A 15,020-nucleotide genomic window follows, 5' to 3' on the forward strand; every position below is an offset into this window, starting at 1 on the left:
CCTAGGCCTCCCGTTCCATGATGACGGTGCCCGCGCCGTGGCGGGTGCCCAGAGATCCGCCCGTGCCGTGGGCCAGGGCCAGGTCGCAGTTGGGAACCTGGACCTTGGGGTGGGCTTCGCCGCGCAGTTGGCGCACCGCCTCGATCACCTTGGTGATCCCGCCCCGGTTGGTGGGGTGGTTGTTGCACAGCCCGCCGCCGTCGGTGTTGAAGGGCAGCTTGCCGACGCCGGAGATCAGGTTGCCGTCGGAGACGAACTTGCCGCCCTCGCCCTTCTTGCAGAAGCCCAGGTCCTCGAGCTGCATCAGCACCGTGATGGTGAAGCTGTCGTAGATCGAGGCGTACTTCATGTCCTGCGGGGTGACCCCGGCCTCCTCGAAGGCGATGGGGCCGGACCACAGGGCGCCGGAGTGGGTCAGGTCCAGGTCCTTGCCGCCGCGCGGGCCCTTGGGGGACTCGCCGGCGCCGATGACCTTCACCAGGGGCCGCTTCAGGCTCTTGGCGACTTCCGGGCTGGTGACGATCAGGGCGCCGCCGCCGTCGGTGACGACGCAGCAGTCCAGCAGGTGCAGCGGATCGGAGATCATGCGGGAGTTCACCACCTGCTCGACGGTGACCACGTCCTTCAGGAAGGCGTGCTCGTTCCACTGGGCGTGATGGCTGGCGGCCACCTTGATCCAGGCCAGCTGCTCGCTGGTGGTGCCGTACTCGTACATGTGGCGCATGGCGCACATGCCGTAGGTGTTGTGGGTCGAGCCGCCGTAGATGTTCTCGAAGCCGGCTTCCGGCGGTCCGTCGGTGAGCTGGCCCGGTCGGCCGCCGCCGCCGGGGAAGAACTTGTTCTGGCGCGGACGGCCGGCCAGGGTGATGAGCGCCACGGTGCACTTGCCCGCCGCGATCGCCTGGGCCGCGTGACCGACGTGCAGCAGATAGGACGAACCGCCGGTCTCGGTGGAGTCCATGTGGCGGACGTTCTTCAGGCCCATATAGTCGACCATGGACATGCCGCCGAAGCCCGGGGCGTCGCCGGCGCAGAAGTAGCCGTCGATGTCGTCCTTGGTGAGGCCCGCGTCGGCCAGGGCGCCCTTGGCGCACTCGGCGTGCAGCTGCGGCGTGGATTTGTCGGGAGCGTCCCGGGTGGGGTGCTCATAGGCCCCCATGATGTAGGCCTTGCCCTTAATACTCATCGATCCCCTTCCTCGAAATTCGTCTCTAAATGAATGGCGGTTGGCTTAGCCCGCCCCACCCTGGGTGTCATCCCGCATGCAGCGCCGCAGGCGCGGAAGTGCGGGACCCATAGACACCGATCTCTCCGGCAAGACCGGTGCGTCTGGGTCCCGGACAAGCGCTGCGCGCTTTCCGGGATGACAGCTTGAGCTAGGCCGGCTGGCCTTCCTTCAGCTTGGCGATGCGGGCGTCGCGCAGCGCCGTGCGGCGCACCTTGCCGGCGTCGTCGCGCAGGGGCTCGTCCACGAACTCGTAGGTGCGCGGCTGCTTGTAGGTGACGAGTTTGGTCTTCAGGTACTCGCGAAGCGCCGCCTCGTCTCCCGCGCCCTTGGTCTGGACGATGGCGTGGATCTTGTTGCCCAGGTCGTCGTCGGGGATGCCGATGACCGCGACGGACTGGACGCTGTCATGCTCCTCCAGGGCCGCCTCGATCTCGGCGGGATAGACGTTGGAGCCCCCCACCAGGATCATGTCGGTGCGGCGGTCGGCCAGGTAGAGATAGCCGTCCTCGTCGAACCAGCCGATGTCCCCCAGGCTCTCCCAGCCGCCCGGCAGGACCTTGGCCGTGGCGCCCAGGTACTTGTAGCTGGGGGGCATGCCCTCGGGCCGGCGCATGTAGATCTCGCCGATCTCGCGGGGCGGCAGCGGATTGCCGTTGTCGTCGAAGGCGACCATCTCGCCCATGCGGACCTTGCCCACCGAGCCCCGGTGCTCCAGCCACTCGGTCCCGGAGATCACCGTCGAGGCCTGGGCCTCGGTGCCGGCATAGAGCTCCTGGATCACCTCGCCCCCCAGCCAATGGATGAAGGCCTCCTTCAGCCAGGGCGGGCAGGGCGCGGCCAGGTGCCAGAGGGTCTTCAGCGAACTCAGGTCGTACTTGGTGCGAACCTCCTCCGGCAGGTGCCAGATGCGGTTCATCATGGTGGGCACCAGGTAGATCCAGGTCGCCTTGCGCTTCTCGATCTCCGCGAGGGTCGCCTCGGGATCGAAGCGGGGCATGACGATCAGGTGCGCCCCCAGGTTCAGCACGCTCATCATCATGCCGAAGCCGGCGTTGTGGTAGAGTGGCGCCGGCAGGACGGCGACGGATTGCGAGGTCAGCTGCCAGCCGCCGACGGCCGGCGTCTCCTTCGTCGTCACGCCGGGCTGGCCGGCCAGGATCAGCTTGGGACGTCCCGTGGAGCCCCCGGACGTCGGCGCCTTCGAGACGGGCGCGGTGGCGTCGGGCAGGTCGCTCTCGTCGTCGCTCTTGGCCAGCAGGTCGGAAACCTTCAGCAGCGGCCGGTCGATCTTGGCCTCGAACTCGGCGATCACCACCGGGGTCTTGGCCAGCTCCATGATGGCCTCCAGCTCGGCCTGGGGCAGGCGGAAGGCCACCGGCTGCGGCGTCGCGCCGATCTTCCACATGGCCCAGCAGGCCACGGCGAAGTCGGTGGAGTTGGGCAGGCCGAGCGTCACCAGGTCGCCGTGCTTGACCCCATAGGCCAGCAGGCCGCGGGCGGCGCGGTTGGTGAGCCGGTGAAACTCGCCATAGGACAGGGTGGCGTCGCCGCAGCTGACCGCCGGGGCGTCGGGCTGCGATTGGGCGAAGGCTCTCAGCTTCGCGCCGAGGGAAATCATCTCGTCGGCCATAATATCGTCTCGTCCCAAATGGATGCCCGATTGCAGGTTCGGGCGGTTCTGAAAGGCGTCCAGGGCCCCCGCCTATGCTGCGGGGTTGGCCGCCAGTTTCCCTCGCGGAAGACGGGGTCGGCAAGCGGCATATTCGGTTGTCGGGCCCAGCGCCTTGCGGCTAAGACGGCGCGATAAAATTTGAACATTTGGTAGGGAGTGACGCGATGTCCGTCGAACAGATGCTGACCCAGGACTTCGGAACCCTGGCCGAGGTGATCGGCGAGCAGGCCAAGGCGCGCCCGGACAAGCCCGCCCTGGTGGACGCCCGCTCCAGCCTCACCTACCGCCAGCTCGACGCCTTCATGGACCGCATGGCCACGGCCCTGCAGCGGGAGGGTGTGGAGAACGCCGATGTCGCGGCCATCTGCGCCACCTCCTCGGTGGAGTACGGGGCGACCTTCTTCGGCATCCTGCGGGCCGGCGGGGTCGTCGCGCCGCTCGCGCCGTCCTCGACGCCCGAGAGCCTCATCGGCATGCTCAAGGACTGCGGCGCCAAGGTCTTCTTCCTGGACAAGGGCGTCTCCGACGCCCTGGCCGGCGTCGCCGACCAGATCACCGCCCAGCGGGTGGCCCTCGACGGCTCCGACGCCGGAATCCCGCTGCTGGACTGGCTGGCCCCGGAGGGCTCCAAGCCGCGGCCGGTGACCGTGACCCCGCAGCAGGGCTTCAACATCATCTATTCCTCGGGCACCACCGGGACCCCCAAGGGCATCGTCCAGCCTCACGCCATGCGCTGGGGCCAGATCCGCCGCGGGGTCTATCCCGAGAGCGCGGTGACCATGATCTCCACCCCACTCTATTCGAACACCACGCTCGTCTCCTACCTGCCCACCATCTCCAACGGCGGCACGGCGGTGCTGATGCCCAAGTTCGACGCCGAGCAGTTCCTGAAGCTGTCGGAAAAGCACCGCGCCACCCACGCCATGCTGGTGCCGGTGCAGTACCGCCGCCTGATGGAGCGCCCGGACTTCGACTCCTACGACCTCTCCAGCTACGTGATGAAGTTCTCCACCAGCGCCCCCTTCGCCGCGGCCCTGAAGGCCGACGTGCTCAAGCGCTGGCCCGGCGGCCTGATCGAATATTACGGCATGACCGAGGGCGGCGGCTCCTGCGGCCTGCTGGCCCATGAGTTTCCCGACAAGCTGCACACCGTCGGCCGGCCCCTGCCGGGCCACGACATCCGGCTGATCGACGAGGACCTCAAGGAGGTGCCCCAGGGCAAGATCGGCGAGGTGGTGGGCCGCTCGGGCGCCATGATGGTCGGCTACCACAACCAGCCGGGCAAGACCTCCGAGGCCGAGTGGTACAGCCCCGAGGGCCTCCGCTACATCCGCACCGGGGACGTGGGCGTGTTCGACGCCGACGGCTTCCTCACCCTCATGGACCGCAAGAAGGACATGATCATCTCCGGCGGCTTCAACATCTATCCCTCCGACCTCGAGGCCGAGATCATCCAGCATCCGGAGGTGCTGGAGGCCGCGGTGGTCGGCGTGGCCTCGGACAAGTGGGGCGAGACTCCGGTGGCCTTCGTGGCCCTGAAGAAGGACGCCAAGGTCACGGCCGGGGAGCTCAGGGCCTGGACCAACGCCAAGCTCGGCAAGACCCAGCGCCTGGCCGACCTGATCCTGTTGGACAGCTTGCCCCGCAGCCACATCGGCAAGGTTCTGAAGCGCGAACTGCGCGACGATTACAAAGGCATAGCGCTGACCGCATGAGCCATCCCGCCCAAACCCCCGCCAAGAGCGTCGCCGACCTGTGCGACGACCACGAGGACGAGGTCGAGGTCTGCCTCGTCCAGTTCCGCGACTACGGCGCCCGCAAGGCCTTCTCCGGCCCCATCCGCACGGTCCGCTGCCGGGAGGACAACTCCCTCGTCAAGGCCACGCTCGCCGAACCCGGCGAAGGCTGCGTCCTGGTCGTCGACGGCGGCGGCTCCCTGGCCAAGGCCCTGGTGGGCGACGTTCTCGCCGCCGACGGGGTGAAGAACGGCTGGGCCGGGATCGTCGTCTACGGCGCGGTGCGGGACACGCCCATCCTGGCGACCCTGGATATCGGCATCAAGGCCCTGGGCTCGGTGCCGATCCGCAGCGTCAAGCGCGGCGAGGGCGTGGCCGACATGCCGGTGGCCTTCGGCGGGGTGGTCTTCCTGCCCGGCGACATGCTGCACGCCGACGAGGACGGCGTCGTGGTCCTGCCCGCCGAAGACTGAAAGCCCGGGCTTGCGCCGCGAGGGCGCGATGAGTAGGTTCCGCCCTCGCTCGGCGGGCCCCCCTTGGGGAGCCTCCAGACGGCTCCGGAGAGGTGGCTGAGTGGTCGAAAGCACCGCACTCGAAATGCGGCGTACCTTTACCGGTACCGTGGGTTCGAATCCCACCCTCTCCGCCAGCCATAATTACTTGTTTTCATTCAACATTCATGAAGCCGGGAAACCTCCGACATTCCGGGCGGTTGGCATGGATTGCCGATGGTGGCTCCGCGTTCTCTGGCCCGATTTGTGGCGGTCAGCGGTGCTTTCTAGGAGCCCATTCTCCGCCAGTTAGGACCGGAGTGCCCCTGTTCGAGTTCTTTGACCGCAGAGAGCAGTTCGAATCTACCCTGCTTAGCCGCCATATAGGTTTTCCGGGTATCCGACCGCCCCGCAATATTCTGAGCACCTTAGGCGCAGAGGCTCAGTAATACTCCCGCACGTAGCCGTACGCTCTCTCGAAGAGGTCGGCATCCTGGTGCAGCTTGTAGCGGAAGAGGGTCTGCCTCAGCGCCTTCTTCACCTCGCGCTCCCCGGCATGCGTCGCCTGCCAGCCATCGAACCGAACCGCTCGAACGATCTCGTCGATGTCATCGACAATGCGCTTCACCATTACTGGCGTGTCGCCGCTACGTGCTTCTTCGAATAGGTCCGTGAGGGCCGCCTTGCCACGGTCGATCTCTTCTTCGGGCGGTGTCTCGCGCTCAGTCCTCACCACCTCCTGTGCGAGGGCGAGCAGCTCCTTCAGGAACTCGACGGAGAGGAGCAAGCCCTGCTGGTGGCGGTTCTTCAGATCCTCCAACCGCTCGCCAAGCGCCTTGAATTTGGGATTGCCCAGGTGCTTCCGAAGGTGCCCCGTGAGCTTGATCGGGCGCGCTTGCAGCGAAGCTCGGCCAATTCTGAGACAAGCTGCGATTGAATTCCTACTATCCCTATTTCGCCCGAACTTCCGCCTCGCGACGCCGCTCGACCTTGAGCGCCGCACGGGCCGCCAAGCCCATCAGAATGGCGTCCAAGGACTCTTCAAAGGGGTGGCCCTTTCGCTGGGAGTAGGTTCGCCTCAGCCCTGAATAGTCGTTCTCCTCGATGATCAGAGCCAAGCGCCCCGAAGGGCTCAGATCCCAGGTCCGCCAGGGCTGGCTGTCACCGCCCCAGCGGTCGCGGTCCCTCTTGAGCGCGAGCTCCTTAGCGGTCGGCTCATGAGGCGTCTTCGTCGGTTGCTCTTCGAGGCGAGACGCGACCGGCTCGCCTTCGACCATCATGCGCGCTCTGTCCGGCGTGGATTGAAGGCTCCATCCGCGCGCCTCAGCCGCGGATGTCAGCGCGGTGAGGAACGCGAGAGCCGACAGGTGCGATGCCAACCCTGCCTTTATCGGGACGATGCCCTGACCGGAAACGGAGGCGAATCCATCGCCGTCGGGACGGGCTCGCGACAGAGCCCGGCGGGTCGCGGCCAGGTCCTTGTGGTCCGGCGATGCGGTCTTGGCCTCGGCGGCCTTGCGCCGGTCCGTCCTCGAGAGGCGCGACGCTCGGATGGCCGCGGCGACAGCGGGGGGCAAGGGCCGCGCCCCGAGGATCCGGACTTCTTCCAAACGCGGATCGTTGCCGGGGCGAAGCGCCGGACGGGGGAATGTCTTGCCGGCCCGCACTTGGGCCCAATAACCCCGACCGGGCGTGGGAATATCGTGCCGATCACAGATCTTCTTCAGGCCCGTCGAGGTGATGCCGAGGTCATCGGCGATCTCTGTCAGAGGTCGCTTCCAGGCTGCCTCGAACATGGCCTGACGAGACATGACGGTCATGACGAAGGTCCCTGGGTGCGGTTCGTAGCCACATTTCGCGGCCTGCAGACTATGAATTACCCACTCGAACTTCGCCGGCTGTCTAGCGATCGAGTGCGGATCCCACCGGCAGGCATCCAGCCGTGTCTCCGGACCGGTGCGACAGCCAGAGGGCTATTCAGCGAATAACTGCGGCCAGGGTCAGCCTGAAGACAGCTCAAATGTTCCCTTTTTGTTCTTGACGCCCGGGCCGTGCTGTGGGATGATCAACGAGCGTCGATCACTGCGCCGCCACCCGCCGTTTGGCGGACAAGGTTCCGCACCAAGAGCCACGCCCTCCACACCCTAATCGCCGCGCTAGCGCCTATCAGCCCGTGCGCGCACAGCCGTTCAAGGAGAGCAGCATGGCCTTTGGCCAGATCGATCCCGCGCGCCTGGAAGGTGACGCGTTGAAGCAGTGGTATCTTCGATCGCCAGCCCAAATCGAGGAGGAGCGACGCCAGGCAGCCGCCGGCGCGTACGACTCATTCTCCCGACGAACCAAAGGAGGTCAGTCCCCAAGGGCGCCTGCGCAGCAGCAAGAGGACAAGTTTGACGACTATTCACCGGCTTCCTGGGAGGGACGACCGACTGCAGGTCAGTATCAGCTAGCCGCCGCGCCACCTCGGGGCTTTTGGGACTACTGGGGCATTCGAGGGTGCCAGAATTGTCACGGATATACTCCAGGTACGCTGCCTCCCTATGGCGGCGGCTTCCCGTCCGGCTACAGTCCGCGTTCCGGCGGCGGCTCCGGTGGCTCGGCACGACCGGGTGATAAATGGAGTGACAGGCCTCAATGCAATCAACAGTTCGAAGCTGACCGAAAGATATGTCAGACGGCGAAGAGTTCGGAGTGCTGGCAAAACCAAAACAAGCGGCTATGGCACTGCAGCACGACCGGGGAAGTCGGTACGCCCCCGTTGAAGTTTGGCCCGCCCAGAAGGTAGTGGGCCATCATCAACGAGGAGGCAGGCCGTCCGATGAGAATGAGAAGTCTACGAGCCGCATACTTGGACCGTCACCATCGGCTCCCGTCAGCCTGAGATGGCGCCAGACTGTGCTAAGGCAAATAGTGGCTGTGAGCCACGCATCCTTGGGAATGTAGAGCGTGGTCTCCAGGCCGCCCCCTGGAAGCTCTCCCGCCCGATCATAGATGTCACCGATCTGGGGCGGCTCACTTCGGCTGAAGTGCCAGCTCTCCAGTTGGTCTAGCCAGATGCGCATCCGGCGGCCGGCCAAACCTTCAGGCGCAACCACACGACCCTCGATTTCGATCGTTCGAGAGTAGATCAGACCACCTTGAAAACGGTGCGCCTTGGGGACCGATGGCGGGCAAGGCATAAGGCCGAGCCCGCCGTCGTAGCCACGCAGCTCGATGAGAAAGTCTAGCCGCGCTTCAGTCAGCATTTGCCCAGGCATCAAGATTTGGGTGAATGCTGCCGTGGAAGTGGTAGGCGACGATGCTCGTGCTCCCGAGACCGCCGTCGCCGACTCGAATCTGCAGATGCTTCCATGCCAACCCCAAGGACGTCGCGGTGGAGGCGATCGCCTCTTCAGGCAACATGAGCATCGCCTCAAAGTCGAAGTCGGAGCCTGAGGGCAATTCTGCCAGGGCGCCCACCTGCTGCAGACCTCCCTGTCCAAAGCGTACCCTCGGGCCAAACGGCGACAGCGTCACTTTCATCTCCTTGCCGCGAAGTTCGCGGGGTGCGCGGACGCGGCCGTGGATAGTGAAGTCGCGACCGTAGTCCAGGCCTAGGGATCGCCCCTTCGAGCGAGTCACCGGCTGGTTAGTCGCAACGCGCAGGTTCCAATTCCAAGCAAGTATGTCGATCATCAGCCGGCCGTCGAAGAAGCCCGGATCGGAGGCCGCGTTGGGAGGATCTGCGTTTGACACAACGAATCCGTACGCCCTTTGTTCTTGTGCGGCAAGCTTCGCGCCCAGTGGCTGCGCCTCGGCGGCGGGTTGTCGGGGCGGTCGCAGATGTTCTTCTGACTGGTCGAGATGAAGCCCTGCTCTTCCGCCGAAAGATCCCTGTTCCGCGAGCCGAGATTCCCTGTTCTTGGAGCGCTATTTCACCTGTCCCGACGTGGATCCCGACGAGAAAGCGCCATTCTCCGGGGCGAGCGCGGCGAGGCAGCGTCATCCGCGGATAGATAAAATATCAAAACAGGGAAAAGAGAGAATATTTGGCGGCGCACTGCGCCCACCGCCACCGATATTGTCGTCTAGGGACGCGTCGGCTCGCCTGATGAGAACGAGAAATCGACAAGCCTCATCCTCCCGCCGTCATCGTCTGCTCCCGTCATCCTTAGGCGGCGCCAGACTGTGCTCAGGCAACTCATGGCTGTCAGCCAAGCGTCCTTCGGAATGTAGAGCCTAGCTTCCAGTCCGCCGCCGGGAAGCTCTCCGGTGCGGTCGTGGATGTCGCCGATGTGGGGCGGCTCATGTCGGCTGAAGCGCCAGCGCTCCAGTTGATCCAGCCAGATCCGCATCCGTCGGCCCGCCAACGCTTGAGGTGCAAGCACGCGAGCCTCGATTTCAATCATTCGAGAGTAGATCAGGCCGCCTTGAAAGCGGTGCGCCTTCGGGACAGATGGCGGGCAAGGCATGAGGCCGAGCCCGCCGTCGTAGCCCCGCAGCTCGACGAGAAAGTCTTGTCGGGCCTCAGTCGGCATTCGCCCAAGCTTCAAGGTTAGGAGGGATGCGAGCTTGGAAGAAATACGCAGACGCTTTCGCGCCGCCCGGCCCCTCGTCATGGGTTTTGATCTGGAGATGCTTCCAAGTCGACGCCAGAGATGCGGCGGTGGAAGCGATAGCCGCCTCCGGCAACATCAGCACCGCCTCAAGATCGAAGTCGGAGCCTTCCGGACATGCCGTGAGTTTGCCCACCTGCTGGAGGCCTCCGCGTCCGAAACGGACCTTCGGCCCAAACGGCGACAAGGTCACCTTGATGTCCTTGCCGCGGTGCTCGCGGGGCGCGCGCACGCGGCCGTGGATGGTGAAGTCGCGGCCATAGTCCAGGACTAGGGATCGCGCCTTCGACCGAGTCACGGCCTGGTTCGTCGCAACGCGCAGGTTCCAGTCCCAAGCAAGGATGTCGATCATCAACCGGCCGTCGAAGAAGCTCGGATTTGAGGTCGCGTTGGGAGGCTCTAGATCGGACACAACATGATGCGCACCTGATTTGTTCTCTTCCGGCAAGCTCGCGCCGGACGCGTTCACCCCCGCAAATTGGCCTCATCGCCTCTCACGGCCGGGCGTCTCGCCCGGCTAGTCACCGCTCCCGGCCCAATCCAGGGCCCAGGAGAAGATGCATGAAGACGTTTGTTTGGGCCGTGGGGCTCATGTCCCTGTTCGCCGTCGGCGGCGCCACCGCCGGGGTGGCGGCCAATCCGCTGGTGGAGCAGGTCCGCGCCGCCAATGAGCGGTTCAAGGATGTGAAGGTCGCCGTCGCCGAGGGCTATGCGCCGATCCCCTGCACCAGCGGGATCGATGGCGGGGCCATGGGGGTCCACTATGTGAACGCCGAATACCTGAAGGACGAGACGCCGAACGTGAAGCGTCCCCAGGCGGTGATGTATGAGCCCGGCCCCGGCGGCAAGATGAGCCTGGTGGCGGTGGAGTACATCTCCTTCAAGGGCCCGGCCTCCCTGGACGGACACCTGTTCGCCTTCAACGGCGCCCCCAACCGCTACGGGCTCAATCCCTTCTATGAGCTGCACGTCTGGGCCTGGAAGCCCAATCCCAAGGGCGCCTTCGCCGACATGAATCCCAATGTCAGCTGCGAGCACATGCACGGCGGCTAGGATCCGGGGGTCGGCCCGCGGATTTCGGTTGCGGGCGGACCGGAAGGTCGGGCGTGGTGGACGTGACCGCCACCCAGAGGCCCCGGATGATCAAGACCCTCACCCTGCTGATCCTCTCGGGTTTCGGACTGCTCGGGGCGCCGGCCCTCGCCGCCCCGTCCCTGGCCGACCGGCTGATGCAGGTGGACCGCGCCACGGTCTGGACCCAGGCCGCCGCGGTCGCGGTGGTCGGACCGGCCTACCATCCCCAGGGCATGGTCAGGATCGGCCAGGATTTCTTCGTCTCCTCCGTCGAGATCAAGGCCTATCCCTCGCGTCTGGCCGGGGCGCCGGGCGGCCGGAGCCCCGGGGCGGGCGTGGGCCACTTGCTGCGGATCGGGCCCGGCGGTGAGCGCCTGGGGGACCTGGTCCTCGGCGACGGCGACGCCTACCACCCCGGCGGGATCGACTTCGACGGCCGGGATATCTGGGTCCCGGTGGCGGAGTACCGTCCCGACAGCCGCGCGGTCATCTACCGGGTCGATCCGAAGACGCTGCGGTCGGTGGAGATGCTGCGGATCGCCGACCACATCGGGGCGGTGGCCTATGACCGCCAGACGCGGACCCTGCATGGGGTCTCCTGGGGCGGGCGGCGGTTCTACAGCTGGTCGATATCGCGCGCAGGCCGCGCCGGTCCGCCGAAGGTGAGCGCCAATCCCACCAGCTACATCGACTACCAGGACTGCCACGCCCTCGGCGGCGCGAAGATGCTGTGCTCGGGCCTGGCGGACTATCGCAGCCCCAAGGGCGGGAGCCTCGCCCTCGGCGGGCTGGAGATCGTCGACCTGCGCGACCACCGGCCGGTCTGGCAGGCGCCGGTTCCCCTATGGGCGCCGTCGGGCCGGCCCATGACCCAGAACCCGGTCTTCGTCGAGGCGAGCGCCGGGGGGCTGCGCGCCTGGTTCATGCCCGACGACGACCGCGCCACCCTCTTCGCCTACGATGCGGCCCCGCCCCGGAATTGACGCAGCGCATGGCGCGCGGCCAGCGGGGAGCGTAGTTTGCTCCTATGCATCAGAATCTCACCGGCCCCGATCGTGTCCTGCTGGACCGCTATATCGAAAGCGTCCTGCTGCGCTTCAGCGACGGCAAGTACAACCTGCTGGAAGCCACCCAGGAACTGGGCCAGGCCTTCACCCAGGCCTCCCGCGAGGAATTCCTCGCCCATCTGCGGGGCGTGGTGGAAGCCGGCGACGACGCCTGAAGCCCTGACCTCCCGCCGCACTCGGTGACAAGTCCGGAGCGGGCTGCGAAGCTGGCGGCGAGGCCGCGAGGCGCGGCGGACCTGTTGCGGGAGGCGTGGCATGCAGAGGTCATATCGCTGGAGCGCCGCTTGCGCGCTCGGTCTGGCCCTGGTTGGGGCTGAGGCGCCGGCGCGGGCCGAGACCTGGCTGCAGGTCTCCGATTCCCCGATCGAAGGGCTGGAGAGCTGCGTGGACACCGACAGTGTCCACCTCGGTCCCGACGGAAAGACGGCGTTCCGGTTCCGGTTCTGCGGCGTTCCCAAGGGCGTCCGCGATCATCGGGTGGACTGCGCTCAGAACACCTCTGGATGGTCGTCCTATGATCCCGACAAATCCACCTGGGCGGTGATCGAGGAGATGAAGGACGGGGTCTTTCGTGAGACACGCGTGGCCGGCGGCAGCCCCCTTGTCGAGGCCGCCAAGTGGGTGTGCGACCACCGTTAGGATCAGGGTCCGCCGGGCTCCAGATCTTTGAACTTGGAGCCCTTTGGAACGGGTCGGATGAGTCCGTCCGTCCCCAGGGGCCCCTAGCGCGACATCCAGGGCTTGGACTTGGCCGAGGACGAGGCCGCCGCCGCGCGCTCGCGCTGGAAACGGCCGCCGCGGGGCGGCTTGGGCTTGGCGTCCAGGGCCGCCTGTTTCAGGCGCAGAGCCTTCTGGATCGGGGTCTCGGCGGGCGGGTCATCTGTCGGGTCAGCCAAGGGATCGTCCTCCGGAAGCCTTATCCTAGCACGTCACCCCGCCCGGCGGCCCGCGGTAAAGCTTGGCCAGCGGGCCTTTGGCGTGACGATCAGCGCCGCTGCTGTCCATTGGGCAGGGCGGCCTGGACGAGCTTGGGCCGCTCGGCGGTGGGGCCGGTGGAGCGGGGGTCGTTCAGGCCCTTGGGGGCGGTGGGTCGCGTGCTGGGGTAGGTTCGCATGAGAGAGGGTCCTTGCGGCTTGGCCTGGCGGTCCGGGGCGGATCGTCAGTCGTCTAGACCGCCTGCGTCGTCGCCGGGGCGACGCCGTCGAGGACGGGGATGGCCGTGTGCACGATCGAGATCCGCGTCCCGGGATGGGCCTGCGTGGTCTCGACCCCGGCGCTGAGCTGGTTGGCCAGGGCCTCGACGATGCTGGTGCCGAGGCCTGGTTTGGCGGCCTCCAGGTTCGTGGGGATGCCGACCCCGTCATCCTGCACGCAAAGGGTCCAGTTGTCGCCGTCGCGTTGGTAGTCCACCACGATCTTGCCGCGCCGATGGCCGGGGAAGCCGTGTTTCAGGGCGTTGATCACCAGTTCGGTGACGATCAGGCCCAGGCTCACCGACACATTGGCCTCGATGAAGCTGTCGTCGCAGGTCACCGCCAGGGTGATCTGGTTCGGGTCGCGGATCATCGAGGCGCCCAGGCTTTCGCACAGCCGGACCAGATAGGGGCCCAGCCGGACGGCGTCGAGGCTGGTGGCGGAGAGCTGCTGCTGCACCGTGGCGATGGACATCACCCGGTTGTGGGCGTCCTTCAGATAGGCGCGGGTCTCCTCGGACGGAACCTTGCGGGCGGTCTGCAGCAGCACGCTGGCGATGATCTGCAGGCTGTTGGCGACCCGGTGCTGGACCTCCCGCAGCAGGATGGCCTTCTCCCGCAGCAGGTCGTCCTTCTCCTTCAGGGCGTCGGCCCCTTGGCGGTCCCGCAGGCGGACGCCGGTGATGTCGGTGACGGTGAGCAGCAGGCGCGGGGCCTCGGCCTGGCCGTAGTCGAGGCGCCGGGCGTTGAGGATCAGGGTCTGGGGGCCGTCCGGCGCCCCGAGGTCCATCTCGTAGGCGTCGATCTCGGCCCCCGACAGGCTGGCGGCGAGCAGGGACCGAAGCTGCGGCACGTCCCACTCGCCGGCGCCCAGGGCGAAGATCGGACGTCCCGCCACGGCGGGCGGTTCGACCTGGAAGGCGGTCAGGAACGAGGCGCTGGCCGCGATGACCGCGAATTCGCCGTCCAGCAGCAGCAACGGGGCGGTGGAGGACGCCACCATGGCCAGGGCGAGGCTCTGATCCGCGGGGCTGGGCAAGATGGAAGCTCCTTCGCGCGCGGCGGGAGCACGGGCTGTCGCCCAGATCTCTCTGCCGCCGGCGCCAAGAACTCTACCAACGGTAAGTTCATTATTTCACATAACTTGTCGCGTGTCCGACATAATGGGAGATGTCTGAGGCAGTTGGCCGCGAGTACAGTTTAATGCGCCCGGGGAATCTTCCTCCCGGCGAGGGGGGGAGGAAGATTCAAGCGTCAGGCCGCCTGGGGCAGGTCGGCCGCGACGACCTGGGCCAGCCGGACCTTGGCGCCGGCGATGGCGGCGTCGCGAGCGTCGGGGCCATAGCCGATCTTCTCGGCGTGGACGAAGGTGACGTCGGTCAGGCCGATGAAGCCCAGAAGCTGGCGCAGATAGGGCTCCTGGAAGTCCATCGCCTGGGCCGGGCCCTCGCTGTAGAGGCCGCCGCGGCTCTCCACCACGATCACCTTCTTGCCCTCCAGCAGGCCCTTGGGACCGGCCTCGGAATAGCTGAAGGTCTCGCCCGCCCGCAGGACGTGGTCGAACCAGGCTCGCAGGGTGGTGGGAATCGAGAAATTGTACATCGGCGCCCCGATCACGATGGTGTCGGCGGCGCGCAGTTCGGCGATCAGCGCGTCCGACAGCGCCCGGGCCGCGATCTCGGCCGGGGTCGTGGCGGTGGCGCGCACCCCGGCGACGGTCTGGGGCGTCAGGTGCGGAACCGCGGCCTCCGCCAGGTCGCGGATCACCACCTTGGCGGCGGGGTCACGGGCGGTGAGCTGGGCCACGGTTTCGGCCACCAGAATCCGGGAGACCGAGGCTTCGCCGCTGAGGCTGGAATTGAGAACGAGAACTTGGGACATGTCGCCCTCCGGGGCGCTGAGTGATTGACCCGTCCAAGCTGGTGGTTCCAAACTCGCAACAATAGTGAGGGTTGCGGCCCCAG

The 15,020-nt window shown here is 66.6% G+C and carries 17 protein-coding genes and 1 tRNA gene; 7 read left to right on the forward strand and 11 right to left on the reverse strand.

Annotated features, from left to right (window positions below):
* Position 1 precedes the first annotated feature (1 nt).
* Positions 2-1,186 carry a thiolase family protein gene (locus tag AC1RN5_RS20380; protein WP_421933368.1) on the reverse strand — a complete coding sequence of 395 codons (1,185 nt, stop codon included), beginning with the start codon at positions 1,184-1,186 and terminating at the stop codon, positions 2-4.
* Between the two features lie 190 nt (positions 1,187-1,376).
* Positions 1,377-2,858 carry an AMP-binding protein gene (locus AC1RN5_RS20385; protein WP_493043404.1) on the reverse strand — a complete coding sequence of 494 codons (1,482 nt, stop codon included), beginning with the start codon at positions 2,856-2,858 and terminating at the stop codon, positions 1,377-1,379.
* A gap of 206 nt (positions 2,859-3,064) precedes the next feature.
* On the opposite strand from AC1RN5_RS20385, the gene AC1RN5_RS20390 reads away from it, so the two are divergent.
* The 3 genes from AC1RN5_RS20390 to AC1RN5_RS20400 all read left to right on the forward strand — a co-directional run bounded on the left by AC1RN5_RS20390 (position 3,065) and on the right by AC1RN5_RS20400 (position 5,285).
* Positions 3,065-4,615 carry a class I adenylate-forming enzyme family protein gene (locus tag AC1RN5_RS20390; RefSeq protein WP_493043405.1) on the forward strand — a complete coding sequence of 517 codons (1,551 nt, stop codon included), beginning with the start codon at positions 3,065-3,067 and terminating at the stop codon, positions 4,613-4,615.
* On the forward strand, positions 4,612-5,109 hold the full coding sequence (gene rraA, locus AC1RN5_RS20395; RefSeq protein WP_493043407.1) for a ribonuclease E activity regulator RraA: 498 nt from the start codon (positions 4,612-4,614) through the stop codon (positions 5,107-5,109). Before AC1RN5_RS20390 ends, rraA begins: the two co-directional genes overlap by 4 nt.
* Positions 5,110-5,195: 86 nt before the next feature.
* Positions 5,196-5,285: transfer RNA gene (locus AC1RN5_RS20400), tRNA-Ser, on the forward strand.
* Positions 5,286-5,569: 284 nt separating this feature from the next.
* Here AC1RN5_RS20400 and AC1RN5_RS20405 read toward each other — a convergent pair.
* The 5 genes from AC1RN5_RS20405 to AC1RN5_RS20425 form a co-directional block, all read right to left on the reverse strand.
* Positions 5,570-5,947 (reverse strand): hypothetical protein, encoded by a 378-nt coding sequence (locus tag AC1RN5_RS20405; RefSeq protein ID WP_493043409.1) that lies wholly within the window; start codon positions 5,945-5,947, stop codon positions 5,570-5,572.
* A gap of 130 nt (positions 5,948-6,077) precedes the next feature.
* Positions 6,078-6,947, reverse strand: coding sequence for a hypothetical protein (locus tag AC1RN5_RS20410; protein ID WP_493043412.1), 870 nt, complete (start codon positions 6,945-6,947; stop codon positions 6,078-6,080).
* A 1,414-nt stretch (positions 6,948-8,361) separates the two neighbouring features.
* On the reverse strand, positions 8,362-8,802 hold the full coding sequence (locus AC1RN5_RS20415) for a hypothetical protein (RefSeq protein ID WP_493043415.1): 441 nt from the start codon (positions 8,800-8,802) through the stop codon (positions 8,362-8,364).
* A 392-nt stretch (positions 8,803-9,194) separates the two neighbouring features.
* On the reverse strand, positions 9,195-9,644 hold the full coding sequence (locus AC1RN5_RS20420) for a hypothetical protein (RefSeq protein WP_493043417.1): 450 nt from the start codon (positions 9,642-9,644) through the stop codon (positions 9,195-9,197).
* Positions 9,634-10,170, reverse strand: a complete 537-nt coding sequence (locus AC1RN5_RS20425; protein ID WP_493043419.1) for a hypothetical protein — start codon at positions 10,168-10,170, stop codon at positions 9,634-9,636. Before AC1RN5_RS20425 ends, AC1RN5_RS20420 begins: the two co-directional genes overlap by 11 nt.
* 113 nt (positions 10,171-10,283) lie before the next feature.
* On the opposite strand from AC1RN5_RS20425, the gene AC1RN5_RS20430 reads away from it, so the two are divergent.
* From AC1RN5_RS20430 to AC1RN5_RS20445, 4 genes are all read left to right on the forward strand, one after another.
* On the forward strand, positions 10,284-10,775 hold the full coding sequence (locus AC1RN5_RS20430; protein ID WP_493043421.1) for a hypothetical protein: 492 nt from the start codon (positions 10,284-10,286) through the stop codon (positions 10,773-10,775).
* Positions 10,776-10,828: 53 nt separating this feature from the next.
* The gene (locus AC1RN5_RS20435; protein WP_493043423.1) at positions 10,829-11,779 is read left to right on the forward strand and encodes a DUF6454 family protein; all 951 of its coding nucleotides are present in this window, start codon (positions 10,829-10,831) and stop codon (positions 11,777-11,779) included.
* Between the two features lie 44 nt (positions 11,780-11,823).
* Positions 11,824-12,018: a hypothetical protein gene (locus tag AC1RN5_RS20440; RefSeq protein ID WP_421933359.1), complete on the forward strand. Its 195-nt coding sequence runs from the start codon at positions 11,824-11,826 to the stop codon at positions 12,016-12,018.
* 100 nt (positions 12,019-12,118) lie between these two features.
* Positions 12,119-12,502, forward strand: a complete 384-nt coding sequence (locus tag AC1RN5_RS20445) for a hypothetical protein (protein WP_493043425.1) — start codon at positions 12,119-12,121, stop codon at positions 12,500-12,502.
* A gap of 83 nt (positions 12,503-12,585) precedes the next feature.
* Here the strand turns inward: AC1RN5_RS20445 and AC1RN5_RS20450 are convergent, their stop codons facing one another.
* The 4 genes from AC1RN5_RS20450 to AC1RN5_RS20465 all read right to left on the reverse strand — a co-directional run bounded on the left by AC1RN5_RS20450 (position 12,586) and on the right by AC1RN5_RS20465 (position 14,937).
* Positions 12,586-12,759 (reverse strand): hypothetical protein, encoded by a 174-nt coding sequence (locus tag AC1RN5_RS20450; RefSeq protein ID WP_421933357.1) that lies wholly within the window; start codon positions 12,757-12,759, stop codon positions 12,586-12,588.
* Between the two features lie 89 nt (positions 12,760-12,848).
* Entirely contained in the window at positions 12,849-12,977 is a 129-nt protein-coding gene (locus tag AC1RN5_RS20455; protein ID WP_421933356.1) for a hypothetical protein, read from the reverse strand.
* 53 nt (positions 12,978-13,030) lie between these two features.
* A complete protein-coding gene (locus tag AC1RN5_RS20460) occupies positions 13,031-14,095 on the reverse strand; it encodes a sensor histidine kinase (protein WP_493043427.1) in 1,065 nt (354 codons plus the stop codon).
* Between the two features lie 215 nt (positions 14,096-14,310).
* Positions 14,311-14,937: an FMN-dependent NADH-azoreductase gene (locus AC1RN5_RS20465; RefSeq protein WP_493043429.1), complete on the reverse strand. Its 627-nt coding sequence runs from the start codon at positions 14,935-14,937 to the stop codon at positions 14,311-14,313.
* Positions 14,938-15,020 lie beyond the last annotated feature (83 nt).

The organism is Phenylobacterium sp. GW821-FHT12F10, from assembly GCF_058806695.1.